Below are 23,844 nucleotides of genomic sequence, written 5' to 3'. Positions count from 1 at the left end.
GTCAGGAGAGCGACATGCGCAGACTCCTCCGACCCGTCCTCGGCGCGGCCACCGCCGTCCTCGCCGCCGTCGCCTGCACCATCCCGGCCAGCCCGGCGTCCGCCGCCGACGCCCCGTACGACTTGCTGGTCTTCTCCAAGACCGCCGGGTTCCGCCACGACTCCATCGCGGTCGGCACCCAGGCCATCCGTGACCTGGGGGCGGCGAACAGCTTCACCGTCACCGCCACCGAGGACGCCGCCGCCTTCACCACCGGCAACCTGGCCCAGTACGAGGCGGTCGTCTTCCTCAACACCACCGGCGACGTGCTCAACGCCACCCAGCAGACCGCCTTCGAGTCGTACATCGGCTCCGGCGGCGGCTTCGTCGGCGTGCACTCCGCCGCCGACACCGAGTACAACTGGTCGTTCTACGGCAACCTGGTCGGGGCGTACTTCGCCTCGCACCCGGCCATCCAGCAGGCGAACGTCAAGGTGGAGAACCGGGCGCACGCGGCCACCGCCCACCTGCCGCAGACCTGGACCCGCACCGACGAGTGGTACAACTACACCACCAACGCCCGGTCCACGGCCCGGGTACTGGCCACCCTCGACGAGTCGTCCTACTCGGGCGGCTCGATGGGCGCCGACCACCCGCACGCCTGGTGCAAGACCTACAGCGGTGGCCGGGCCTTCTACACCGGCGGCGGCCACACCCAGGCGTCGTACTCGGAGGCGGCGTTCCGGGCCCACCTGCTCGGCGGCATCCGGTACGCGGCCGGCCGCACCAAGGCCGACTGCCGCGCGGAGACCGGCTACACCGCGCTCTACAACGGCTCCACCACCGGCTGGTCGCAGGCCGGGCCGGGCAGCTTCACCAACGCCGACGCCACGCTGACCTCCGTCGGCGGGCTGGGCATGCTCTGGTACAGCGCGAAGGAGTTCACCAACTACTCGCTGAAGCTGGACTGGAAGCTCGCCGGGGACGACAACTCGGGTGTCTTCATCGGCTTCCCGCCGTCGAGCGACCCGTACTCGGCGGTCAACAACGGCTACGAGGTGCAGATCGACGCCACCGACGCCGCCGACCGCACCACCGGCGCCGTCTACACCTTCAAGTCCGCCGACATAGCCGCGCGGGACGCGGCGCTGAACCCGCCGGGGGAGTGGAACACCTACGAGCTGCTCGTCGAGGGGGAGCGCCTCCAGATCTTCCTCAACGGGGTGAAGATCAACGACTTCACCAACACCAACCCGGCCCGTTCGCTCGCCGGCCACATCGGCATCCAGAACCACGGCAACGGCGACGACGTGTCGTTCCGCAACATCCGGATCAAGGAATTGGGCTCCACTCCGGGCGGGAACACCACCGTCCAGGCCGAGTCGTTCAGCTCGGCCAGCGGGGTCCAGCCGTTCACCAAGGCCGGCGCCAACGGTGGGCAGACCCTCGGCTACATCGACCCGGGCGACTGGGCCGCGTACAACGGGGTGGACCTGACCGGGGTGGCCTCGTTCAAGGCCCGGGTGGTCTCCGGCGGAGCGGGCGGCACCATCCAGGTGCGTACCGGCTCCACCACCGGCACGGTGCTCGGCTCGGTCGCGGTGCCGAACACCGGTAGCTGGACCACCTACGCCGACGTGACGACGAACCTCAGCGGGGTGCCGTCCGGCACGCAGAACCTCTACCTGACCTTCACCGGCTCGGGTAGCGGGCTCTTCGACGTGGACGACTTCACCCTGGTGAAGGGGTCCGGCACCGGCGGGACCGGCCCGATCAAGGGCCTGGCCGGCAAGTGCCTGGACGTGCGCAGCAGCGGCACCGCCGACGGCACCCAGATCCAGATCTACACCTGCAACGGCAGCACGGCGCAGACCTGGACGGTGACTCCGAACAGCACCGTCAAGGCGCTGGGCAAGTGCCTGGACGTCTCCGGCGGCGGCTCGGCCGACGGCACGAAGATCCAGCTCTGGACGTGCAACGGCTCGGGGGCACAGAACTGGTCCGCCCAGGCCGACGGCACGCTGAAGAACCCGCAGTCGGGCAAGTGCCTCGACGTCTCGGGCAACAACTCCGCCGACGGCACCGCCGTGCACCTGTGGACCTGCCACACCGGCGCCAACCAGAAGTGGACCCTGCCCTGACCTGACCCGACATGAGCACCCGATCGCGGGGCCCCTGCCACGGCGGGGGCCCCGCGGTCCGTGCCGCTCCGGCCGGGTCCGATCGAGCCCGGCCGCGGCGCGCGGCGGTCCGACGTGCCAGGTCCGACGCCGGCCGGCTGCCGTACCTTGGCCGCATGGGGCACCTCGCGGACTGGCGTCGGGTGGCGCGGGCACACCCGACGGGGGCCGACGCGCTGCTGGCCGCCGCGCTGCTGGCGACCAGCCTGCTGCCGGTCGAACCGCCGGGCGGGCCGCCCCGCGCCCCGCTCACCCTCGCCGCGCTGCTGCTGGCCGTCATCGGCTGCGGCGCGCTGGCGCTGCGTCGCCGCTATCCGCTGCCGGTGCTCGGGGTGACCACCGTCGCGGTGGTGCTCGCGCAGCTCTCCGGCCACGCGCGGGGGCCGTTCGTGATCACCGTCGCCATCGCCGCGTACACCGTCGCCACCCGCACCGACCGGCGCACCGCCACCGTGGCCGGCGTGGTCAGCGCCCTCGCGGTCGGCGCGGCGGCGGTCGCCACCCTCGGGGTGGCCTGGCTCGACCCGGCGGTCGTGGTGCTGCTGCTCTGGTTCGGCGTCGCGGTGGCCGTCGGGGACGCGGTGCGCAGCCGCCGCGCCTACGTGGCGGTGCTGGAGGAGCGGGCCCGCCGCGCCGAGCAGACCCGCGAGGAGGAGGCGCTGCGCCGGGTCGCCGAGGAACGGCTGCGCATCGCGCGGGAGCTGCACGACGTGGTGGCCCACCAGATCGCGCTGATCAACGTGCAGGCCGGGGTGGCCGGGCACCTGCTGCGCGGGCAGCCCGACGCGGCCGAGGAGGCGCTCGGGCACGTCCGGTCGGCCGCCCGGGCGGTCCTCGACGAGCTGGCCACCCTGCTGGGGGTGCTGCGCCGGGCCGAGGAGACCGACGCGCCCACCGAACCGGCGCCCAGCCTGAACCGGCTCGACGCCCTGGTGGAGGGCTTCAGCGCCGGCCAGCCGGTGCGCTGGACCGTCGCCGGCCAGCCCCGGCCGCTGCCCACCGCGGTCGACGTCGCGGCCTACCGGATCATCCAGGAGTCGCTGACCAACGCCCACAGGCACGCCCCCGGCGCGGCCGTCGCGGTCCGCCTGCGCTTCGACCCCCACGGCGTCACCGTCGAGGTACGCGACCACGGCCCGCCCCGGCCCGACGGCGCCGTCGCCGACCCGTCCACCGCCGCGCCGCGCGAGGACATCGCGGGTTCCGGCGCCGGGCTCGGGCTGCTCGGGATGCGGGAACGGGCCGAGGCGGTCGGCGGCGCCTTCGCCGCCGGTCCGCGCCCCGGCGGCGGCTGGCTGGTCCGCGCCGAGCTGCCCGCGCCCGAGGAGGAGGCCCGATGACCATCCGGGTGCTGCTGGCCGACGACCAGAGGCTGATCCGGGCCGGGTTCCGGGTGCTGGTCGACTCCGCCCCCGACCTGACCGTGGTCGGCGAGGCGGCCACCGGTCGGGAAGCGGTCGACCTGGCCCGGAGCACCCGCGCCGACGTGGTGCTGATGGACATCCGGATGCCTGAGCTGGACGGTCTGGCCGCCACTCGGGAGATCACCGGCGACGACGACCTGGCCGGCGTGCGGGTGCTGATCCTGACCACCTTCGAGGTCGACGAGTACGTCTTCCAGGCGCTGCGCGCCGGGGCGAGCGGCTTCCTCGGCAAGGGGGTGGAGCCGGCCGAGCTGATCGAGGCCATCCGGGTCGTGGCGGCCGGTGAGGCGCTGCTCTCCCCGCGGGCCACCCGGGGGCTGATCGCCCGGTTCCTGTCCCAACCGGAGCCGCAGGCCACCCCGGAACGGCTGCGCGTGCTCACCGAGCGGGAACGGGAGGTGGTCACCCTGGTGGCGGCCGGCCTCTCCAACGAGCAGATCGCCGAACGGCTGGTGCTCTCCCCGCTCACCGCCAAGACCCACGTCAACCGGGCCATGATGAAGCTGGGCGCCCGGGACCGGGCCCAGCTCGTCGTGGTCGCGTACCAGAGCGGGCTGGTGCGGGTCGCGGAGCCGCCGGCGCCCTGAGGTGCCCGGCCCGCGCGGACCCGCGGGCGCCGGCGGTCGCGCGGTAGGCGGGGCGCCGGTCTACCGCAGCCGCGGTAGGCGCAGGTGTCCGCGCCCGGCCGACGCCACGGCCCGGGTACGCGGGCGATCGTTGGTCGCATGATCGACGTGACCGACCTGAGCAAGCGCTACGGCGACAAGACCGCCGTGGACTCCCTGACCTTCCAGGTCAAACCGGGGATCGTCACCGGCTTCCTGGGCCCCAACGGCGCCGGCAAGTCCACCACCATGCGGATGATCCTCGGCCTGGACGCCCCGACCGCCGGCACGGTGACCGTCAACGGCCGCCGGTACGCCGACCACCCCGCCCCGCTGCGGGAGATCGGCGCGCTGCTGGAGGCGAGGGCGGTGCACACCGGCCGGTCGGCCCGCAACCACCTGCTCGCCATGGCCGCCACCACCGGCATCGGCCGCCGGCGGGTCGACGAGGTGATCGACCTGGTGGGCCTGCACGAGGCGGCCGGCAAGCGGGCCGGCGGCTTCTCCCTCGGCATGGGCCAGCGGCTCGGCATCGCCGCCGCGCTGCTCGGCGATCCGGGGACGGTGATGCTCGACGAGCCGGTCAACGGCCTCGACCCGGAGGGCATCCGGTGGATCCGCGAACTGCTCAGGGGGCTCGCCGACGAGGGACGGACGGTCTTCGTCTCCTCGCACCTGATGAGCGAGATGGCACAGACGGCCGAGCACCTGATCGTGATCGGTCGGGGCCGGCTGCTCGCCGACGTCTCCGTCGCCGACTTCACCCGGGCGGCGTCGCGCCGCACGGTCCGGGTGCGTTCCCCGCAGGCCGGCGCGCTGCGGGACCTGCTCGTCGGCCCGGACGTCACCGTCACCGGTGGCGAGCCGGGACTGCTGGAGGTGACCGGGCTGAGCCGGGAGCTGATCGGGGACCGGGCCGCCGCGGCCGGCCTCACCCTGCACGAGCTCACCGCCACCGAGGCGTCCCTGGAGGAGGCCTTCATGACCATGACCCGGGACGCCGTCGAGTACGCCGCCGAACCGACCGCCGCCCCGTCCGTCCCCGCCGGAAGGACCTCCCGATGACCTCGGCCACCCTCATCCGCACGTCCGTCCCCGCCGACGCCCGCGTCACCTGGTGGCGGGTCGTACGCGCCGAGTGGATCAAGTTCCGCTCGCTGCGCTCCTCGCTGATCATGCTGGCCGCCACGGTGGTCGTCCTGGCCGGCCTGGGTCTGGCCTTCTCCGCCGTGCTGGCGGAGAACCCGCCGACACCCGGCAGCCCCACCCCGCCCGGCGGGCCGTCCTCACTCGACCCGCTCGGCGCCAGCCTCGGCGGGGTGAACCTGGCGCAGCTGCTCATCGGCACGCTCGGCGTGCTCCTGGTGACGGGGGAGTACTCCACCGGGATGATCCGCTCCTCGCTCGCCGCGGTGCCGAAGCGCTGGCCGGTGCTCGGCGCCAAGGTGGCGGTGCTCGCCGGCGTCTCCCTGGCGGTGCTGGTGCCCACCGCGCTGCTGACCTTCCTCGGCGGGCAGGGCATCCTCGGCGCGGACGGCATCTCCCTCGGCGACGACGGGGTGCTGCGGGCCGTTCTCGGCGCGGCCGGTTACCTGGCCGGGGTCGGCGTGCTCGGCATGGCGCTCGGCGCGCTGCTGCGCAACACCGCCGGGGCGATCACCAGCGTGGTGGCGCTGCTGCTGGTGCTGCCCGGGCTGATCTCGCTGCTGCCGGAGAGCTGGTCCGACGCCGTCTCCCCGTACCTGCCGTCGAACGCCGGGCAGGCGTTCATGTCGATCTCGTCCAACCCGGACCTGCTCTCCCCGGGCGCCGGCCTGGCGGTTCTCGCCGGCTGGCTGGTGGCCCTGCTCGGCGCGGCCGTGGTGCTGCTGCGCCGCCGCGACGCCTGAGCGCCCGCCGTGGGCCGGTGCGGGCTCTTCCGCGCCGGCCCCGGCGGTCCTAGAGTGGGGGCGGCGACCGTACGGTCGCCGGTGACCCGACGGGAGGCGCAACCCGTCGGGCCCAGGTGCGTCCGCACCCACCGGCGAACCGGCGCGGCCGCCCGTGCACCGGCCACCCTCGCCCCGGTCCCGTTCAGGAATCCCCCTCACGACAGGGGAGAAAGACGATGGCGCGACCGATCACGCTCTTCACCGGCCAGTGGGCCGATCTGCCGTTCGACGAGGTGTGCCGGCTCGCCTCCGAATGGGGCTACGACGGGCTGGAGATCGCCTGCTGGGGCGACCACTTCGAGGTCGACAAGGCCCTGGCCGACGACTCGTACGTCGAGCGCAAGCGGGAGACCCTGGCCAAGCACCACCTCCAGGTCCACGCGATCTCCAACCACCTGGTCGGCCAGGCGGTCTGCGACCACCCGATCGACGAGCGCCACCAGGGCATCCTGCCGCCCCGGATCTGGGGCGACGGCGAGCCCGAGGGGGTACGCCGCCGCGCCGCCGAGGAGATGAAGGACACCGCCCGGGCGGCGGCGAAGCTCGGCGTCGACACGGTGATCGGCTTCACCGGCTCCTCCATCTGGCACACCCTGGCGATGTTCCCGCCGGTGCCGCCGGAGATGATCGAGCGCGGCTACCAGGACTTCGCCGACCGGTGGAACCCGATCCTGGACGTCTTCGACTCCGTCGGCGTGCGCTTCGCCCACGAGGTGCACCCCAGCGAGATCGCCTACGACTACTGGACCACCCGGCGCACCCTGGAGGCGATCGGGCACCGGCCCGCCTTCGGGCTGAACTGGGACCCGTCGCACTTCGTCTGGCAGGAGCTGGACCCGGTGAACTTCATCCTGGAGTTCGCCGACCGGATCTACCACGTCGACTGCAAGGACGCGAAGGTCCGCACCGGCGACGGCCGGCGGGGCCGGCTCTCCTCCCACCTGCCCTGGGCGGACCTGCGCCGGGGCTGGGACTTCGTCTCCACGGGCCACGGCGACGTGCCCTGGGAGGACTGCTTCCGGGCGCTGAACGCCATCGGGTACGCCGGGCCGATCTCCATCGAGTGGGAGGACGCCGGGATGGACCGGCTGGTCGGCGCCCCGGAGGCGTTGCAGTTCGTCCGCCGGCTCGCCTTCGACGCCCCGACGGCGGCCTTCGACGCCGCGTTCAGCAGCAAGGACTGACCCGGCCCGGGCCCGGGCGGCCCGACCGTCTCCGACCTCCCGCTTCGGCCGGGCGGCATCGGGTCGGTCGGGTCGCCCGGGGCGGTCAGCCGGCGGCGAAGGCCTGTTCGCTGATCAACCGGGCCGCGCCCACCACGCCGGCCCGCTCGCCGAGGTCGGACAGGACGATCGGCATCGTCCCGGTGGTCAGCGGCGCCGACCGGCGGTAGACCACAGCCCGGATCTCGGCCAGCAGGGTGTGCCCGAGACCGTCCGGGGCGCCGCCGATGATCACGATGCCGGGGTTGACGAAGCTGACCAGCCCGACCAGCACCTGACCCAGCCGGCGGGCGGCGTCCCGCACCACGGCCTGCGCCGCCGGGTCGCCGCCGGCCGCCGCCCCGGCGACGTCCGCCATGGTCAGGGTGCCGGCCTCGGCCAGCCGGCCGGCCAGGGCGGGGGAGCGGCCCGACCGCGCCGCGTCCAGCGCCGCGGCGACCAGGCCCGCCTCCCCGCAGTACGCCTCCAGGCAGCCCGCCTCGCCGCAGCCGCAGCCCGGCCCGTCGTCGTCGAGCCGGAGATGGGCGATGTCGCCGGCGCCGCTCGTCGCGCCCCGGTGCACCGCGCCGCGCAGCACCAGGCCGCAGCCGATCGCGTTGCCGAGCTTGACGTACAGGAAGTCGTCGAAGGTGCGGCCGATCCCGGCGTGCTGCTCGCCGAGCGCCATCACGTTGGCGTCGTTGTCGACCAGCGTCGGGCAGCCCAGCTCGGCGCCGAGGGTGTCCCGCACCGGGAAGCCGTGCCAGCCGGGCAGGGCTCCGGGAGCGAGCGGGGTGCCCTCCCGGAAGGCGACCGGCCCCGGCAGGGCGACCCCGACCCCGGTGAGCTGCTCCAGGCCCAGCTCGGCCTGGAGCTTGCCAACCAGTTCCCCGGCCCGGGCGACCACCGGCTCCGGACCGGACCGGCCGTCCGCCGGTTCGCGGAGCTGCGCCAGCACGTTCAGCTCGCCGTCGGTGACGGCGACGGTGAGCCGGTCCGTGCCGATCACGACGCCGGCGAAGCGGACCGTGCCGGCGACGCGGAGCAGCGACGACCGTCGGCCGCCGCGGGAGGCCGCCGGCCCGGCGGTCTCGACCAGGCCCAGCTCCACGAGCCGGTCCACCTCCGCGATCAGCCGCGACCGGGACAGGCCCACCGCGTCGCCCAGCTCCACCCGCGACCGCGGGCCGTCGTCGCGCAGCAGCCGCAGCAGTCGTGCCTGGTACGCGTTCTCCGGTCGGACGGGAACCATCGCCACCACCTCCTCCGGCCGGAGTCTGCCACGGCGGTGTTACGGCCGATGGCGCGAGTGGCCGCACCCGGCGATCCGGGTGCGGCCACTCGATCGACACCTCGGGTCCGTCAGCCCCGCAGACCCGACATGTGCTGGTAGCTCACCTCGGCGTAGCGCAGTGAGCGGCCCGGGTCGGCGCTGCCGCCGGGCGCGTTGTCCTGCTCCCACATCGGGTTGTGGTAGCCCTTGGCACCCATGTTGGCGAAGAAGGTGCCGTAGTCGATGTCGCCCTGGCCGAGCGGCACCATGTCGTACCCGCTGGTGGTGTTCGGGTTGAACGCGCCGTCCTTGGCGTGGAACAGCGGGAACCGGATCGGCTGGGCCGCCACCGTGGCCAGCGGGTCGAAGACGTCGGTCCGCGTCACCCCGTCCGGGTCGGTGTAGCTGCGGAACCGGTGCTGGGCCACGTGCGCCCAGTAGATGTCCATCTCGAACCAGACGTACTCCGGGTCGGTGAGCCCGATGAAGTACTCCAGCTTGCGCACCCCGGAGGACCGGGTGGGCCGGCCCAGCGCGTCCAGCGGCCCGCTGTCGAGCAGGAAGTTGTACGCCGCGTCGTGGTTGTGCGTGTAGAGCTTGAGCCCACGGGCGGCGGCCAGCTGGCCGAGGGTGTTCCACCGGTCCGCCGCCGCGTCCCAGTCGGCCTTGTAGTTGCTGCCGGTGGGGTCGTTGCCGGTGCCGATGTGGGTCATGCCCAGTGTCTCGGCGATGTCGAGCTGCTGCTCGAAGGCGGCGAGGGTGGTCGGGTTGATGGTGCTCGGGATGGAGGCGTGCGAGCCGTTGGCCCGCAGCCCGTTGTCGTCGAGGATCTTGCGGATCTCGGCCGCGGTGATCTGCCGGCCCAGGATCGAGACGTGCTGGTTGTAGCCGGCGAACTCGACCTCCTTGTAGCCGATCTCGGCGAGCCGGGCGAGCACCCGCTCGAAGCCGTACGGCACCCCGGTGGCGTCCGGCGCCGCGCCGATGCGGTCCCGGACGCTGTAGAGGATGATGCCGCGCTTGCCGGTCGGCACGAGCAGTCCGTTGCCGGCGGCTCCGGCGGCGGGTGCCCAGCCGGCGGCCCCGACGGCGGCCGCGCCGGCGACGCCGGCGAAGGCGCCGAGGATCCGACGACGACTCATTCCGTGCTGTCTGTCGTTCATCTGCTGCTGCCCTTCTCGGTGCTGGTGACGGGAAGTTCGGGCCGGGGCCGCCGGGCGGCGGCCCCGGCCACGGCGGCCGCTAGGGCGCGACGCCGATGCCCCGGCCGGCGAACTCGACCCAGTTGAGGTTGCCGAAACCACTGGTCGGGCCGCCGGGAACGGTCTTGAACACGAGGTAGAGCCGGTGTGTGCCGCCCGGGTCGGTGATCGGCACGGTGGTGCTGGTGAAGGCGTTGTTGCCGGTGGTCGCGTTGACCGTGGCGGTGGTCAGCAGCGGACCGGTGGGGGAGTCGAGCCGGAGTTCGACGCCGAACCGGGGCTGCCCGGCGGTGGCCGCGCTGCCGCCCGAGGTACGCAGCGTGACCGACTGCATGTCGTGCAGGTTGACGGTGTTGTTGACCGCGATCCAGTCGCCCGGGTCGAGGCTGCCGCGCTGCTGCCCGCCGCCGGTGTCGGCGCTGGTGCCGACGGTGGTGCCGGATTCGCTGGTGGCGAACTCGACCTCCTGCCGTTTGGCCTGGATGATCTGCTGGTCGACGGTGGTCAGCGCCGGTTGGCCGTTGGCGCCGCCGTCGGTGTAGGACGCGCTGACCACGCCGTAGATGTAGCCGCCGTGGGAGGCGTCGTCCGGGTCGGTCGGCAGCACCCCGGAGCAGCCGAACTGGTTGGCCTCGCCGTGGCCGTGCTGGTCGTGCCCGAGGACGAAGGTCACCTCGACCTTGGCGCAGTCGACCGGCCCGTCCTCCGGGTCGGTGACCGTCACCGACCAGGGGATGTCGTCGCCCCAGCTGAAGAAGCCGCCTTCCAGCGGGGTGGTGACCGTGACGGTCGGCGCGGTGTTGCCGACGGTGATGGTGGTGTTCGCCGACGCGCTCTTGCCGCTGGAGTCGGTCACCGTCAGTCGGGCGGTGTAGACCCCGTTGGTGGTGTAGGTGTGCGACGGGTTCGGGTCGACCGAGTCGGTGCTGCCGTTGCCGTCGAAGTCCCAGGCGAACGAAATCGAGTCCGCCGGGTCGGGGTCCTTGGAACCCTCGCTGGAGAAGGCGACGGTCAGCGGCGCGATGCCGTTGGTGGGCGTCGCCGTCAGCACGGCGTTCGGCGCCCGCAGCCCCTTGACGTAGCTGAACTTCAGCATCGCCGCGTCCGGGTTGACGTTGAAGAACCCGTCGCCGTACGTCAGCAGGTAGAAGTTGCCGTCCGCGCCCCAGCGCATGTCCATCGGGTTGTCGCAGAGGAACGGCTTCGTCGCGGTGGTGGGCGCCTGGCCGCAGTTCAGCACATTGTTGATCTTTAGGATGTCGCCCTTGGCGTCGAGCCGGACCTCCTTGAGGGTGTCCCGGGTGAACTCGCCGAAGAAGACCGCCCCGTCGTAGTACTCGGGAAACTTCGTCTCCGACCTCAGCTCCGGGTCGAAGTCGTAGCGGGCGGCCCCGTGCGGCCCGACACCGCCGGTGCCGAGTTCGGGGAAGAGCACCGGGCAGGTCTGCGTCGGTGTCGACAGGTAGGACTCCGGGCACGGGGTCGGCGCCTGGAACGAGTACCAGAGCTCCGACTTCTCGACCGCCGGCAGGTCGGTCAGGCCGGTGTTGTGCCGGGAGGTGTTCCTCGGCGCCGCGCAGTCGAAGGGCGCGACCGGGGAGATCGGGCTGGTGGTCCAGTTCATCTCGACGTACGGCAGGTTCGGCTGCACGCACATCGGCCAGCCGTAGTTCGCCGGCTCGTCGATCACCATCATCCGGCCGGTGCCCGCCGGCCCTCGGCCGACCGCGGCCGTCGAGGAGTCGGGGGAGTAGTCGGTGACGTACGCGACGTCGTTCTTGTCGAGGGTGATCCGGAACGGGTTCCGCAGCCCCATCGCGTAGATCTCCGGTCGGGTCCGCTCCGTGCCGGCCGGGAAGAGGTTGCCCGCCGGCACGGTGTACGAGCCGTCCGCCCCCACCGCGATCCGCAGCACCTTGCCCCGCAGGTCGTTGGTGTTGGTCGAGCTGCGCCGGGCGTCCGCGAACGGCGCCTGGTACACGCCGGTCGCGCTGACCGAGTCGTTGTGCGGCGAGAAGCCACCCGAGCCGCCCGCGCCCGACGGGGTGTCGTCCCCGGTGACCAGCCAGAGGTTGTTCTTCGAGTCGAAGGCGATGTCGCCGGCCACGTGGCAGCAGGCGCCCCGGTCCACCGGCACCTGGAGGATCTTCTGCTCGGAGGCGAGGTCGAGCGAGGGTGTCTCACCGTCGACGAACTTGTACCGGGACAGCTGGAAGTATCCCTTCCACCGGTCCCAGGTGGCCGGGTCGGTGCTGGTGGTCGGCGCGCTTCCGGCGGGGGTGTCCAGCGGGGGCGCGTAGTACAGGTAGACCCACCGGTTGGTGGCGAAGTCCCGGTCGACCGCCGGGCCGTACATCCCGTCCTCGCTGTGGGTGTAGGCCGGGATCTGGGCCAGCACGGTGGTCTCGTTGCTCTCCGGGTCGTGCAGGCGTACGCCACCGCGGCGGTCGGTCTGGATCACCCGGCCGTCGGGGAGCACGTCGAAGCCGATCGGCTCGTTGACGTTGGGCTGGGCCCCGATCACCGTCATCTGGTAGTTGGCCAGCACGGTCGCGCCGCAGTCGCCGTCGGTCACGCCGGCCGCCCACTGGATCGCCCCGCCGAGGTGGGCGCGCAGGTCGCTGCTGCCGAAGCTCTCCGGCGTCGCGCCGAGTCCGGTGTAGAAGGAGCGACCGCCCTGGTGGTCCTTGCACCAGGTGACCGGGTGGTCGAAGCCCATCGACCCGCCGGCGTACGTCTTCTCGTCCACCGTCGCCAGCACGTGCGACACGCCCCGGACGTTGGCGGCGAAGTTGTACCAGCGGTCGGTGTGCCGCCACCGTTCCGGCAGCCGCTCGGAGGCGGGGTGCACCCGGTCGGCGACGGTGACGGTGGCCGGGCCCGACGCCGTGGCGGCGCCCGTCGCCCGCGTGCCCAGGACGTTGTCCAGGAAGGACCAACCGGGCTCGGCCTCGATGGCCGAGTGGACGCCGACGAAGCCACCGCCGTCGCGGTAGTACTGCTCGAAGGCGGCCTGCTGGCCGTCGGTGAGGATGTCGCCGGCGGTGTTCAGGAACACCACGGCGCGGAACTGTTTGAGATGCGGCTCGTCGAACTTGCGGGCGTCGTCGGTCACCTCGACGGTGAACCGCCGGTCGTTGCCGAGCTGCCGGATGGCGTCGACTCCGGCGGCGGTGGCCGCGTGGCTGCCGTCTGCGGACCGGGTGAAGACGAGGACCTTGTAGTCGATGCCGTTGCTGGCGGGCGCCGGGGCGGCGAGCGCCGGTGTCGGCCGCGGTGGTGCGGTCGCGACGAGGGTCGCGCCGACGAGGGTGAGAAGGCTGAGGTAGGTGGTGGCTCTTCGGCCGGTCGGTCTGCGCATCGAACCTCGCTCTGGTCGGGCGGGTCCGCCTCAGCGCCGTCGCTGAGGAGGTCGCTTCGAGTACCAAGAGCCTGGCCAGGTTCTACGCTGGACGATATTTGCGTCTGGGACCAAAGAGAAGAGTTTGAGAGCAGAAGTTTCCGAGGTTCGGTGCGAACTTTTGCTTCAAATCGCCAAAAGTGGCACCGGCGGTGCGGGCCGGGCCTGACCTGCGCCTTCTTCCGCCCCACGCGCCAGCGGGCCGGTCGTCGGATGACGACCGGCCCGCTGGAAGGTGCGCTCAGAGGGTGCTGGCGTTGGTGCCGGTGCCCGACGGCTTGGGCCGCGGGGCGGTGGCCGACGACGAGGTGGAGGAGCTGGACGAGCTGCCGCCCGACTTCGCGCCGATGGTGGCCGGCGTGCCCGCGAAGGCGTCGTCCGCCGCGGTCAGCTCCTGCTTGTTGCCGTTGCCGGTGCCGAGCTTCTCGCCCAGCTTGGACTGGCCGAGCTTGTCCTTGCCCTCGCTGTAGAGCCGGGTCGCCTGGGCCTGTGCGACGCCCGCCGCCTCCTGGACGGTCGGGTGGTCGAGCACCTTGCGGCCCTTGACGACCAACTCCTCGTACTTCTCCCGGCCGGCACGGGCGCCCAGGACGAAGCCCGCAGCCAGCCCGCCAAGGAACATGATCTTTCCGCGCATGGCGGCTCCTTTCGTACCTGACGCTCCGCCGTTCCCGCCCGGAGATCCGGTCGGGACCGACCATGTCGCGCCCTAGTCCTCTGTCGGCAGCTAACTACCCATCCTGCTCCGCGCTCATGCCTGCTTGTGCCGTGATGACGATTTGTCCACTTTTATTCCTTCCGGTCGCGGTGCTGGGCATCGCGGGTCGGTGGAGGTAACCCCCTGGACCAGACCCCCCGGGAATCCTGTACTCTTGTGCCGTCGCCGAGCGCCGGAGAGATCCGGAGCGCGGAGACGAGCGGTCCCCCGTAGCTCAATTGGCAGAGCAGCCGGCTGTTAACCGGCAGGTTTTTGGTTCGAGTCCAAACGGGGGAGCTTCAGTTCCACCCAACGCCCGTCGGCCCCGCCGGCGGGCGTTTCTGGTTCCTCCGTCCGGTCGCCCGCCACGGATGGTCCGTCCCTGCGCCGCCGACCCTCACCCTCGGACCGCGGCCCTGCGCCTCGGACGCCGTCGCCCGTCCGGGCCAGCCGGCTTCGCTTCATCTCGGACGCGGTCGCCTGTCGCGCGGGCCGTCCCGCCTCGCTCTGGACCTGATGTCGTAGTCGCATCACGACCCCGGTCGCCGATCGTGGTCGGGTCCGCCGCCAAGCTGGAGCCCTGCCGCCGCAGTAAGGCGGTCGGGCCCTGAGGACCCGGTTTGCGGCGTGTCGGGCCATCCCTCCCGCGCGACACCCCGACACGCCGCAAAGCGGGGTCGGGCCCGCCGGGCGGCCGGCTCGGGCGGGGCGTGCGGTGGGCGGTTTCCGTCACGTCGGGCGCCCTCGGGCGGCAGGATGGTCGATGTCGACTTAGACTCCCGCTGCGTCGATTGGTGCGTCGATTCAAGGGTGGGTGGAGATGGCCGGAAGACGGGGCCGTGGCACCGCCACGCTGATCGCGGTGGCGGTGGTGGTGGGCTGGCTGGTGATCGGCGGCGTCGCCGGACCGTACTCCGGCAAGCTCGGCGAGGTCGCGACCAACGACAACGCCTCCTTCCTGCCCACCGACGCCGAGGCGACCCGGGCCCAGGAGCTGGCCGCCGGCTTCGTGGAGCGGCAGGCCATCCCCGCGCTGGTGGTCTACGAACGCACCGCCGGCACCACCGACGCGGACCGGCAGCGGGCCGCCGCCGACGCCGCCCGGTTCGCCGGCGTCCCGGGGGTGATCGGGCCGGTGTCGCCCCCCGTCCCCAGCCAGGACGGCCAGGCGTTGCAGGTGGTCGTACCGATCGACGACGCCGAGGGCGAGCAGGTCGGCGAGGTGGTCGACGAGCTGCGGGCCATCGCCGGAGCCGACCGGGACGGCCTCACCGTGGACGTCGCCGGTCCGGCCGGCCTGCTCGCCGATCTGATCGAGGTGTTCGGCGCGATCGACGGGCCGCTTCTGCTGGTCACCCTGGTGGTGGTGCTGGTCATCCTGCTGGTCGTCTACCGCAGCCCGGTGCTGTGGATCTTCCCGCTGCTCGCCGCCGGCATGTCGTACGCGCTCGCGTCGGTCTTCATCTACCACCTCGCCGAGCAGGATGTGATCAAGCTGAACGGGCAGGCGCAGGGCATCCTCACCGTGCTCGTCTTCGGCGCCGGCACCGACTACGCGCTGCTGCTGATCGCCCGCTACCGGGAGGAACTGCACCGCCACGAGCGCCCCTGGGACGCCATGAAGACGGCCTGGCGGGGAGCTGCGCCGGCCATCATCGCCTCCGGCGCGACCGTCATCGTCAGCCTGCTCTGCCTGCTGCTGTCCAGCCTCAACTCCAACCGCGCCCTCGGCCCCGTCTCCGCCGTCGGCATCGCCGCCACCCTGCTGGTGATGCTCACCTTCCTGCCCGCGCTGCTGCTGCTCGGCGGCCGGTGGGCGTTCTGGCCGCGCCGGCCGGAACTGGACCGGGCCGACCCGCGGACCGAACACGGCATCTGGAGCCGGGTCGCCGGCTTCGTGGCCCGCCGGGCCCGGCCGGTCTGGGTGGTCACCGCCGTCGCGCTGGCCGCGCTCACCCTCGGCCTGACCCAGCTCGGCGCCACCACCCTCGGCCAGTCCGACCTGTTCACCGAACGCACCGAATCGGTGGCCGGGCAGGAGGTGATCGCCCGGCACTACCCGGCCGGCACCGGCAGCCCGGCCACCATCTTCGCCAACCAGCGGACCGCCCAGCAGGTCGCCCAGGTGGCCCAGGGCGTGCCCGGGGTGGCCGCCGTCCGCCCCGTCACCGCCGGCGGCCAGACCGGACCACCGGACCCGAACGCGCCACCCAAGGTGGTCGACGGCCGGGTGCAGCTGGAGGCCACCCTGGCCGACCCGCCGGACAGCGACGGCGCGGAGCAGGCCGTCCGGGACCTCCGCAAGGCGGTGCACGAGGTGCCCGGCTCCGACTCGGTGGTCGGCGGATTCACCGCGATCAACGTGGACACCGCCGCCGCGTCCACCCGCGACCGCAACGTGATCATCCCGGTGGTGCTGGTGGTGATCGCCGTCATCCTGGCCCTGCTGCTGCGCGCGCTGCTCGCCCCGGTGCTGCTCATCGCGACCGTGGTGCTGTCGTTCCTCGCCACGCTCGGCCTCTGCGCGCTGATCTTCAGGTACGTCTTCGACTTCCCCGGGGTCGACCAGTCCTTCCCGCTCTTCGCCTTCGTCTTCCTCGTCGCCCTCGGCATCGACTACAACATCTTCCTGATGAGCCGGGTCCGCGAGGAATCCGTCCGGCGGGGCACCCGGGCGGGCGTGCTGACCGGCCTCGCCGTCACCGGCGGCGTGATCACCTCCGCCGGCGTCGTGCTCGCCGCGACCTTCTCCGCGCTCGCCGTACTCCCTCTGGTGGTGCTGGTCGAGCTCGGCGTGGCGGTCGCCGTGGGCGTGCTCCTGGACACCATCGTCGTCCGCTCACTGCTGGTGCCCGCGCTGTCGTACGACATCGGGCCGAAGATCTGGTGGCCCAGCCGGCTGGCGCGGACGGCCCGGACCCCGACGGAGGTCGGCGATGCTCGCTGAGACGGACGTCGTCATCGTCGGTGGCGGCCTGGCCGGGCTGGCCGCCGCCCGGCGGCTGCACCGCGCCGGCGTGCCCTGGCGGCTGCTGGAGGCCGGCGACCGGCTCGGCGGCCGGGTCGCCACCGACGCCGTCGACGGCTACCTGCTCGACCGCGGGTTCCAGGTGCTCAACACGGCCTACCCGCGCCTCGGCACCCTGCTCGACGTCGACACCCTCGACCTGCGCTGGTTCACCTCCGGCGTGCTGGTACGCCGCGGCGACCGGCTCGACCGGCTGGTCCATCCGCTGCGCGAGCCCACCGGCGCGCCCCGCACCGCGCTGGCCGGCGTCGGCTCGCTGCTCGACCGGGTGCGCTTCGCCGCCCTGGCCACCGGCTGCGCCACCCTGCCGAAGAACCGACTGCTCACCGCCCCGGAGACCACCAGCGAAGCGGCGCTGCACCGGGCCGGGCTCTCCGACGCCATCATCGAGGAGCTGATCCGGCCGTTCCTCTCCGGCGTGCTCATAGACCGGGAACTGGAGACCTCCAGCCACGTGCTCGCGATGATCCTGCGCTCGTTCGCCCGAGGCCGGATCGGCCTGCCCGCGCGGGGGATGGGCGAACTGCCCCGGAGGATCGCCGAACCGCTGCCGGCCGACCTGATCGAACTGGACACCCCGGTCGCCGAGGTGGTGCCCGGCCGGGTCCGCACCCAGGCCGGCGACATCGGCTGCCGCGCCGTCGTGGTCGCCGTGGACCCGCCGGCGGCGACCACGCTGCTGCCCGCCCTGGCCCCGGTACGCATGCACGGCTACACGACCTACTACCACAGCACCGCCGAGCCGCCGCTGACCGAGCCGATCCTCCTGATCGACGGCGATCGTCGGGAGCTGGTCGCCAACACCGTGGTGATCAGCAACGCCGCGCCCACCTACGTGCCTGCCGGGTGGCACCTGGTGGCCACCTCGGTCGTCGGGCCGTCCGCCCCGCCCGAGCCCGCCGTCCGGGCCGAACTGGAGCGGCTCTACGGCCGGTCCACCGCAGACTGGGAGCACCTGACCACCGTCACCATCCCCGCCGCGCTGCCCGCCGCGCCCCCGCCGCAGGGCCGGCTGCGCAAGCCGGTCGCGCTGGGCGACGGGCTCTTCGTCGCCGGCGACCACCGGGACACCCCGTCCATCCAGGGTGCCCTGGCCAGCGGATGGCGGACGGCCGGAGCGGTGCTCGCGGAGCTGCGCGCGACGGGCTGAGCGCGCAGCGCCGCACGGGCGCTGCGGACTGTTATCCTCGCGTAGCCCATCGTGCGGATCGAGGGTTTGTCGCCTGTTCGGTGGTGGCCGGTGATCCGTTGGGCGGGTTACGATCCGGCGCGGTATCGGGGCGGTAGCTCAGCGGGTTAGAGCAGGGGACTCATAATCCCTCGGTCGCGGGTTCGAGTCCCGCCCGCCCCACCCATAGCGCATGACCTGGGAAAACGTAAAACCGGATGGGCGGTACACGAACCGCCTCATCGAGGCGCACCGCGACCTGGGTAAACGTGTGTCCCGGTGGAGCTGCCGTGGGTCGTGGTGTGACGGCCGGGCGGTCCGAAGGGCACGTTGATCGGGCGGACCGGCTACTACTCGGGTGCACTGACGCCTGCGGGCGGCTCGTCGGTAAGCAACTGGCACCTGCCCGAGCTGGCACCGAGCCTCTTCCGCGGCAGAAGTGCGTGGGTCACGCGCCCGGACCGTCCGACGGATCGTTTCGGCGCTGTCGATCACCTCGTCCAACCCAGCCGTCGTAGCGCGACCGGATCAGCATGATCTGGACTCCGGCGCCGAGCGGCCCGCTCTGATCCCTCGGTATTCAGCGTTGCTACCTACCGGTACCTAGTGGTACTGTCTACCGGTAGTCAGCGTCGCTTGGTAGCGAGGGGATGATGGCATGGGCAACCAGATGACAGAGATGCTGAAGGGCACTCTCGAAGGCATTGTCCTGGCGATCCTGGCCCGCAGATCCGCATACGGCTACGAGATCACCGCGTGGCTGCGCGACCGCGGATTCTCGGACATCGCGGAAGGCACCATCTACGCGCTGCTCGTCCGCGTCGAGCAGCGCGGGTTCGTGGACGTGGAGAAGGTTCCCTCCGAAAAAGGACCCCCGCGGAAGGTGTATTCGCTCAACGCGAAGGGGCGAGAGCAACTCGCCGAGTTCTGGAGGACGTGGGGCGTCCTCGCGGAACGCATCGAGCAACTTCACCACAACGACAACCACCACCAGGAAGGAGCATGAGCATGGCCGCGAAGTGGATCGAGAAGCTCGTCGGGTCGCTTGAGCAGAAGAAGCAGTACAAGCACCACATGGCCCGTATGGAGGCCCTGCCGGAGCCCTATCGCAGCGCGGCCGAGGCTCTTCAGCGGTACTTCATGTACCACGGAGGGATCCTCGACGGGGACACGCTCATCACGATGCTCGGCGACTTCGTCGATCTCTGGGAGCGTGCGGTCGCCGACGGAACGCCAGTCCGCGCGATCGTCGGCGACGACCCGGTCGAGTTCGCCGAGACGTTCCTGCGGGCGTACTCCGGCAAGCAGTGGATAGACAAGGAACGTGAGCGCCTCCGGAAGGCGATCGACGCCGCCGCCGGCGACAACGGCGAGAAGAAGAGCGCATGACCACCAAGACGCGCGGACCCGCGATCAGGGTGCAGGCCATCACGAAGTCCTATAAGGACCTGCACGTGCTGCGGGGCGTCGACTTCGACGTGGCAGCCGGAAGCATCTTCGCTCTGCTCGGCTCGAACGGCGCCGGAAAGACCACGCTGGTGCGGATCCTGTCGACGCTGCTGAAGGCGAACACCGGCACCGCGACCGTCCACGGCTTCGACGTCTCCTCGGCCCCGGGCGACGTACGCAAGTCGATCAGCCTGACCGGCCAGTTCGCCGCAGTCGACGAAGTGCTCACCGGCCGGGAGAATCTGATCCTGGTCGCGAAGCTCCGCCACCTGAAGAACCCGGGGGCGATCGCCGACGACATGCTTGCCCGTTTCTCGCTCACTGATGCCGGGAATCGCCGGGCGGCGACGTACTCGGGCGGCATGCGCCGGCGGCTGGACATTGCGATGAGCCTTGTCGGCAACCCGCCGGTCGTATTCCTCGACGAGCCGACCACCGGCCTCGACCCGCAGGCCCGCATCGAGGTCTGGCAGACGGTGAAGCAGCTCGCCAAGGATGGCACGACCATCCTGCTGACCACCCAGTACCTCGACGAGGCCGAGCAACTCGCCGACCGGATCGCGATCCTGCACAAGGGCACGATCATCCAGAACGGCACTCTCGCCGAGCTGAAGCGGCTCCTCCCGTCCGCCAAGGTCGAGTACGTCGAAAAGCAACCGACCCTTGAGGACGTGTTCCTCGCCCTCGTCGGCGACACCAGTGACACCGCCGGCAAGGCAGCCATGTCCGCAGGAGAGGAATCCCGATGACCGTCCACGTCCTCAGCGACACCGGTACCCTCACCGGCCGCTCCCTGCGTCACATCCTCCGCAGCCCGGACACCATCATCACCACAGCGGTCACCCCGGTCGCGCTGATGCTGCTTTTCGTGTACGTGCTGGGCGGAGCCATCAACACCGGATCCGACGAGTCGTACATCAACTACATGCTCCCGGGCATCCTGCTCATCACGATCGCATCCGGCATCGCCTACACGGCGTACCGCCTGTTCCTCGACCTGCAGGGCGGCATCTTCGAGCGCTTCCAGTCGATGCCGATCCCACGACCTTCCGTGCTCTGGGCGCATGTTCTGACCTCACTCGTCGCCAACCTGGCCTCGATCGTGATCGTCACGGGCGTCGCGCTGATCATGGGGTTCCGCACCGGCGCATCCGTGGTCGACTGGCTCGCCGTCGCCGGCATCCTGATCCTGTTCACCCTCGCCCTCACCTGGATCGCCGTGATAGCGGGCCTGTCCGCTAAGACCGTCGACGGCGCGAGCGCCTTCAGCTACCCGCTGATCTTCCTGCCCTTCATCAGCTCGGCGTTCGTCCCCACCGACTCGATGCCCGGCCCGGTCGCGTGGTTCGCCGAGAACCAGCCGGTAACGTCCATCGTGAATACTCTCCGCGCGCTGTTTGCGCAGCAACCCGTCGGCAACGACATCTGGATCGCCCTCGCCTGGTGCGCCGGCATGCTCGTGGCCGCCTACGCCGCTGCGACAGGGATCTACCGTAAGAAGATCAGCTAGCCGATCGCGAGAAGACAGCGCCGCATCCACAAGGATGCGGCGTTGTTCCCTCCGCAGGTCTGCCACCCTGGGCGCGGCACCAGGCTGAGCGGAACCTTCCCGCCTCGAACCACGCGGCGGACAACCGGGTGGTGGCCGCGCAACGAGTGCCGCAGCGCCGACGCTGTTCGTGGATCGGATCCGTCGGGCGGCGCTGCTGGGATGACCAGCGGTGAGTCGGTCAGGGCATGCCTCGGCGTACGGCCCGTAGCATCACGATCGGACCGTGAGCTGCGGGAATGCGGTTCGGGTTCTGCCACATCCGGTCCACCACGCAAACACCCTGGTCAACCATGCTGCCGACGACCCGAGCGGACCGCATCGAGGTCTGAACCGAGCCCCTCAGTCCGCACTGAGTCCGCAGCAGCCCGGCTCGCCGACCGGTCGAGGCGGTCCGCCACCTGGTCCAGCTCGTCCTCGAAGTGGTCCGCGTACACGTCCAGCGTCATGGCCGTCGAGGCGTGCCCGAGCATCCGCTGCACCGCCTTCACGTTGGCGCCCTCAGCCACCGCCAGACTGGTCGCCGTGTGGCAGCTCGTGGGTCAAGAATGCGGCTCGAAAGGTTCGCGGCCATGCTTCGCGTCAGCCATACCGAGGGCAAGCACGGCGGACGACCTGTACGAAGAGATCCGCAACCCGGGCGGCTGGACATCCGGCGACGGCCACGGTCTACACCACATGCTGGACAGATCCTTCCCAGCACATACTTGACGAGGCGCCTAGATCGCCGCGGGTCACGTCACTGTGTGATTGTTCCCGTCGGCCTGAGGGAGGCCGCAATGCCCCTGGTTCTGGCTCGGTCGATTCCGGGTGGCACAGCGGCTCGCAGGGCCGGTTCGTCGTCGGGACGTAGGCTCCCGGCGTGACCGTCTACGACATCGCCGCGCGGCTGCCTTCCATCGACGTGCTGCGCGAGCGCTGCAAAGCCCTGGCGATGCTCGATGCGATCGTCGGGGGCGACTACCACGACTACGACCGCGAATGGGGCGAGGACGAGGCGGCGTCGATGCGCAACGGCAGCGGCGAGGAGTACGACATCGTCTTCACCGCCGACGGCGTATTCGTCAGGGGTATCTACCACGAGTCGTCGATGTTCAACTACACCGACGGGCGGCTGTGGCCGGGCCTCATCGACGGCCTGCCTGAGCAGTTCCAGACGCAGGTACACGAGCCTGCGTTCTGCCGGCAGGACGGCACTCTTGATGCCACCTTCGTCCTCTGGCGGCGCACCAACGACGAGCGGTGGCATGCCGGCAGCGACATCGACTTTTCACCTGCCGACGACGATGAGGTCGACCCAGACGGCTCATGGCTGCTCGACATCCTCTGCGACGACATCGTCTCGGAGTACATCGAGTACGCCAAGGATGTCTACGAAATCGACTTGGATCCCGCTGCGGTTCAACACGTCGTTGCGCTCCGCCCACTGACCGACGCGGCCGTCAGCGCGCTCAATCCGGAAGTTGAACTGGCCGACCTGCGCGAGAAGGCAGAGAAGTACGGCTACCCGATTACGGTGGGGTAGACCCCCGGCTCCACCCGCACGAACCTGCCGCGACTGCGGTCCTGTCACCGTGGGTGAGGGCTGCGGCCAAGTGGTGAATCCCCTGTCAGGCATCTGGTGGGACGCCACTGCCAAGCATGACCCGTGACGGGACAATCCGGCGACGGTCACTGGCTAGTCCCGCCACATGCTTGACGCGTCCGTCCCACCACATGGCTGACAGATGACCTAGTGCTGCCCGGCGAGTTTTCTCAGTCAGTCTCCGAGGGGGTGGGCCGGAAACGGAGCAACTCGTCAGCGAAGCCGTGCTGGCGAGCGACATCTCCCGCCACTCGCCCACCGCCGCAGCAGCCTGTCGCAGGCCCTGCGACTCCTGGAGGCGTCCCCGGCCGAGCGGCCCGGCGGCGAGACCGCAGCTCGCCGCCGGAGCCGGGCGAGCGGCTCACGTCGAACTTGACAACCACCTGTGAAATGGGCCGTACTCGATGCATCCGTCAGCAGGGAGGCTGCCCGTGAGTCTCGTCCAGGTGAGCGTCACGGCGACCGCGACCCTCCTCGCCGTCATGCTGGGCGGCTGGCTCACCGTGCGCTCGCAGGACCGGCACTGGCGGCGTGACCATCAGAGGCAGTGGCGGGACATCCGACTGGCCACCTACTCCGAGTACCTGAGCGCCTTTCGGGAGTTCGTCGCATACGTGCTCCAGCCGACCGCCCAGGTCGTCGCCGTGCCGAGGTCCGTGGAGCCGTACGACCTCATGCCGTTCTTCGACGCGCAGGGCAGCGCGTACCGGGAGCGCCTGGAGGCGTCCAAGACCGCGGTGCGGCTCGTCTCCGGGGGCCCGGATGTCGTGCACGCGTGCAACGCGATGGTGCGGCATGCCCGTCTCCTCGCCGCCGACCGGGCGAGTCACGACGTCGGCTCGGTTCCTCCGGCGCGCTTCCAGGATCTCTGGTCGGCCGAGCGCCAGTTCATGCGGGCGGCCCGCGCGGAGCTTGGTCTCGCCAGTGACTTCGAGGTCGGCGGCGGCCCGCGGCCGGACTACGTGGACGAAGCCGAACCCGCTCCGAAGTCGCCACCGGCGGCGTGCGATCACGACCGGCCGGAGCCGGCGTTCAGGCGCGCGATGACGTTCGGGGCGAAGTCGCGGCGGACGTGAGCGAGGCTGAGCCGTAGCGTCGTGTGGCCGCGCTGAGTGGTCGCGAGGCGAAACCGTTCACCGAGGTCGCGCTGGAACTCGTCGGTGACCGACGAA

19 protein-coding genes and 2 tRNA genes are annotated in these 23,844 nt (G+C 71.4%); 16 read left to right on the top strand and 5 right to left on the bottom strand.

The genetic code is table 11. The features are described from left to right. Positions 1-14 precede the first annotated feature (14 nt). The 6 genes from AC5L3Z_RS23565 to AC5L3Z_RS23540 all read left to right on the top strand — a co-directional run bounded on the left by AC5L3Z_RS23565 (position 15) and on the right by AC5L3Z_RS23540 (position 7,303). Positions 15-2,120, top strand: a complete 2,106-nt coding sequence (locus AC5L3Z_RS23565) for a ThuA domain-containing protein (RefSeq protein ID WP_494845085.1) — start codon at positions 15-17, stop codon at positions 2,118-2,120. A 155-nt stretch (positions 2,121-2,275) separates the two neighbouring features. Continuing rightward, entirely contained in the window at positions 2,276-3,499 is a 1,224-nt protein-coding gene (locus AC5L3Z_RS23560; protein ID WP_494845084.1) for a sensor histidine kinase, read from the top strand. After that, on the top strand, positions 3,496-4,170 hold the full coding sequence (locus AC5L3Z_RS23555) for a response regulator transcription factor (protein ID WP_494845083.1): 675 nt from the start codon (positions 3,496-3,498) through the stop codon (positions 4,168-4,170). The genes AC5L3Z_RS23560 and AC5L3Z_RS23555 overlap by 4 nt, the downstream gene beginning before the upstream one ends. A 138-nt stretch (positions 4,171-4,308) precedes the next feature. Beyond that, positions 4,309-5,253 carry an ABC transporter ATP-binding protein gene (locus AC5L3Z_RS23550; protein ID WP_494845081.1) on the top strand — a complete coding sequence of 315 codons (945 nt, stop codon included), beginning with the start codon at positions 4,309-4,311 and terminating at the stop codon, positions 5,251-5,253. Next, positions 5,250-6,077, top strand: coding sequence for an ABC transporter permease (locus AC5L3Z_RS23545; protein WP_494845080.1), 828 nt, complete (start codon positions 5,250-5,252; stop codon positions 6,075-6,077). Before AC5L3Z_RS23550 ends, AC5L3Z_RS23545 begins: the two co-directional genes overlap by 4 nt. Before the next feature lie 218 nt (positions 6,078-6,295). After that, positions 6,296-7,303, top strand: coding sequence for a sugar phosphate isomerase/epimerase family protein (locus AC5L3Z_RS23540; RefSeq protein ID WP_334528835.1), 1,008 nt, complete (start codon positions 6,296-6,298; stop codon positions 7,301-7,303). Between the two features lie 85 nt (positions 7,304-7,388). On the opposite strand, the gene AC5L3Z_RS23535 is transcribed toward AC5L3Z_RS23540, so the two are convergent. The 4 genes from AC5L3Z_RS23535 to AC5L3Z_RS23520 form a co-directional block, all read right to left on the bottom strand. Then, positions 7,389-8,573, bottom strand: coding sequence for an ROK family protein (locus tag AC5L3Z_RS23535; RefSeq protein WP_494845078.1), 1,185 nt, complete (start codon positions 8,571-8,573; stop codon positions 7,389-7,391). Positions 8,574-8,683: 110 nt separating this feature from the next. Continuing rightward, on the bottom strand, positions 8,684-9,757 hold the full coding sequence (locus AC5L3Z_RS23530) for a sugar phosphate isomerase/epimerase family protein (protein ID WP_334528818.1): 1,074 nt from the start codon (positions 9,755-9,757) through the stop codon (positions 8,684-8,686). A 79-nt stretch (positions 9,758-9,836) separates the two neighbouring features. Continuing rightward, positions 9,837-13,157: a ThuA domain-containing protein gene (locus AC5L3Z_RS23525; protein WP_494845077.1), complete on the bottom strand. Its 3,321-nt coding sequence runs from the start codon at positions 13,155-13,157 to the stop codon at positions 9,837-9,839. Between the two features lie 280 nt (positions 13,158-13,437). Then, positions 13,438-13,833 (bottom strand): hypothetical protein, encoded by a 396-nt coding sequence (locus AC5L3Z_RS23520; protein ID WP_494845076.1) that lies wholly within the window; start codon positions 13,831-13,833, stop codon positions 13,438-13,440. Between the two features lie 284 nt (positions 13,834-14,117). On the opposite strand from AC5L3Z_RS23520, the gene AC5L3Z_RS23515 reads away from it, so the two are divergent. From AC5L3Z_RS23515 to AC5L3Z_RS23480, 8 genes are all read left to right on the top strand, one after another. After that, a tRNA-Asn gene (locus AC5L3Z_RS23515) sits at positions 14,118-14,190 on the top strand. A 523-nt stretch (positions 14,191-14,713) separates the two neighbouring features. Continuing rightward, a complete protein-coding gene (locus AC5L3Z_RS23510; RefSeq protein ID WP_494845074.1) occupies positions 14,714-16,840 on the top strand; it encodes an MMPL family transporter in 2,127 nt (708 codons plus the stop codon). Continuing rightward, entirely contained in the window at positions 16,830-18,071 is a 1,242-nt protein-coding gene (locus tag AC5L3Z_RS23505; protein ID WP_494845072.1) for an NAD(P)/FAD-dependent oxidoreductase, read from the top strand. The genes AC5L3Z_RS23510 and AC5L3Z_RS23505 overlap by 11 nt, the downstream gene beginning before the upstream one ends. Before the next feature lie 127 nt (positions 18,072-18,198). Further along, positions 18,199-18,272, top strand: a tRNA-Ile gene (locus tag AC5L3Z_RS23500). 475 nt (positions 18,273-18,747) lie between these two features. Beyond that, the gene (locus AC5L3Z_RS23495; protein ID WP_494845071.1) at positions 18,748-19,095 is read left to right on the top strand and encodes a PadR family transcriptional regulator; all 348 of its coding nucleotides are present in this window, start codon (positions 18,748-18,750) and stop codon (positions 19,093-19,095) included. Positions 19,096-19,097: 2 nt separating this feature from the next. Continuing rightward, positions 19,098-19,478 carry a DUF1048 domain-containing protein gene (locus tag AC5L3Z_RS23490; protein ID WP_494845069.1) on the top strand — a complete coding sequence of 127 codons (381 nt, stop codon included), beginning with the start codon at positions 19,098-19,100 and terminating at the stop codon, positions 19,476-19,478. Next, the gene (locus AC5L3Z_RS23485) at positions 19,475-20,287 is read left to right on the top strand and encodes an ABC transporter ATP-binding protein (RefSeq protein ID WP_494845068.1); all 813 of its coding nucleotides are present in this window, start codon (positions 19,475-19,477) and stop codon (positions 20,285-20,287) included. Before AC5L3Z_RS23490 ends, AC5L3Z_RS23485 begins: the two co-directional genes overlap by 4 nt. After that, positions 20,284-21,048 (top strand): ABC transporter permease, encoded by a 765-nt coding sequence (locus AC5L3Z_RS23480; RefSeq protein WP_494845067.1) that lies wholly within the window; start codon positions 20,284-20,286, stop codon positions 21,046-21,048. The genes AC5L3Z_RS23485 and AC5L3Z_RS23480 overlap by 4 nt, the downstream gene beginning before the upstream one ends. A 326-nt stretch (positions 21,049-21,374) precedes the next feature. Here AC5L3Z_RS23480 and AC5L3Z_RS23475 read toward each other — a convergent pair whose 3' ends face one another. Continuing rightward, positions 21,375-21,596, bottom strand: a complete 222-nt coding sequence (locus AC5L3Z_RS23475; RefSeq protein ID WP_494845065.1) for a hypothetical protein — start codon at positions 21,594-21,596, stop codon at positions 21,375-21,377. Positions 21,597-21,949: 353 nt separating this feature from the next. On the opposite strand from AC5L3Z_RS23475, the gene AC5L3Z_RS23470 reads away from it, so the two are divergent. Then, positions 21,950-22,612 carry a hypothetical protein gene (locus AC5L3Z_RS23470; RefSeq protein WP_494845064.1) on the top strand — a complete coding sequence of 221 codons (663 nt, stop codon included), beginning with the start codon at positions 21,950-21,952 and terminating at the stop codon, positions 22,610-22,612. Positions 22,613-23,103: 491 nt separating this feature from the next. Then, complete coding sequence (locus tag AC5L3Z_RS23465; RefSeq protein WP_494845063.1) at positions 23,104-23,748, top strand: hypothetical protein; 645 nt, start codon at positions 23,104-23,106, stop codon at positions 23,746-23,748. The last annotated feature ends 96 nt before the right edge of the window (positions 23,749-23,844 follow it).

This window comes from Micromonospora sp. LZ37, assembly GCF_059359015.1.
The sequence above is the reverse complement of the archived record's forward strand: the minus strand, read 5'-3'. Positions and strand labels throughout refer to the sequence as shown.

Excerpts from the sequence above, each read along its gene's own strand:
- AC5L3Z_RS23525 (WP_494845077.1), bottom strand. The coding sequence starts at position 13,157 with ATGCGCAGACCGACCGGCCGAAGAGCCACCACCTACCTCAGCCTTCTC.
- AC5L3Z_RS23490 (WP_494845069.1), top strand. The coding sequence starts at position 19,098 with ATGGCCGCGAAGTGGATCGAGAAGCTCGTCGGGTCGCTTGAGCAGAAG.
- AC5L3Z_RS23505 (WP_494845072.1), top strand. The coding sequence starts at position 16,830 with ATGCTCGCTGAGACGGACGTCGTCATCGTCGGTGGCGGCCTGGCCGGG.
- AC5L3Z_RS23560 (WP_494845084.1), top strand. The coding sequence starts at position 2,276 with ATGGGGCACCTCGCGGACTGGCGTCGGGTGGCGCGGGCACACCCGACG.
- AC5L3Z_RS23480 (WP_494845067.1), top strand. The coding sequence starts at position 20,284 with ATGACCGTCCACGTCCTCAGCGACACCGGTACCCTCACCGGCCGCTCC.
- AC5L3Z_RS23520 (WP_494845076.1), bottom strand. The coding sequence starts at position 13,833 with ATGCGCGGAAAGATCATGTTCCTTGGCGGGCTGGCTGCGGGCTTCGTC.
- AC5L3Z_RS23545 (WP_494845080.1), top strand. The coding sequence starts at position 5,250 with ATGACCTCGGCCACCCTCATCCGCACGTCCGTCCCCGCCGACGCCCGC.
- AC5L3Z_RS23565 (WP_494845085.1), top strand. The coding sequence starts at position 15 with ATGCGCAGACTCCTCCGACCCGTCCTCGGCGCGGCCACCGCCGTCCTC.
- AC5L3Z_RS23555 (WP_494845083.1), top strand. The coding sequence starts at position 3,496 with ATGACCATCCGGGTGCTGCTGGCCGACGACCAGAGGCTGATCCGGGCC.
- AC5L3Z_RS23540 (WP_334528835.1), top strand. The coding sequence starts at position 6,296 with ATGGCGCGACCGATCACGCTCTTCACCGGCCAGTGGGCCGATCTGCCG.
- AC5L3Z_RS23495 (WP_494845071.1), top strand. The coding sequence starts at position 18,748 with ATGGGCAACCAGATGACAGAGATGCTGAAGGGCACTCTCGAAGGCATT.
- AC5L3Z_RS23530 (WP_334528818.1), bottom strand. The coding sequence starts at position 9,757 with ATGAACGACAGACAGCACGGAATGAGTCGTCGTCGGATCCTCGGCGCC.
- AC5L3Z_RS23550 (WP_494845081.1), top strand. The coding sequence starts at position 4,309 with ATGATCGACGTGACCGACCTGAGCAAGCGCTACGGCGACAAGACCGCC.
- AC5L3Z_RS23510 (WP_494845074.1), top strand. The coding sequence starts at position 14,714 with ATGGCCGGAAGACGGGGCCGTGGCACCGCCACGCTGATCGCGGTGGCG.
- AC5L3Z_RS23485 (WP_494845068.1), top strand. The coding sequence starts at position 19,475 with ATGACCACCAAGACGCGCGGACCCGCGATCAGGGTGCAGGCCATCACG.
- AC5L3Z_RS23535 (WP_494845078.1), bottom strand. The coding sequence starts at position 8,573 with ATGGTTCCCGTCCGACCGGAGAACGCGTACCAGGCACGACTGCTGCGG.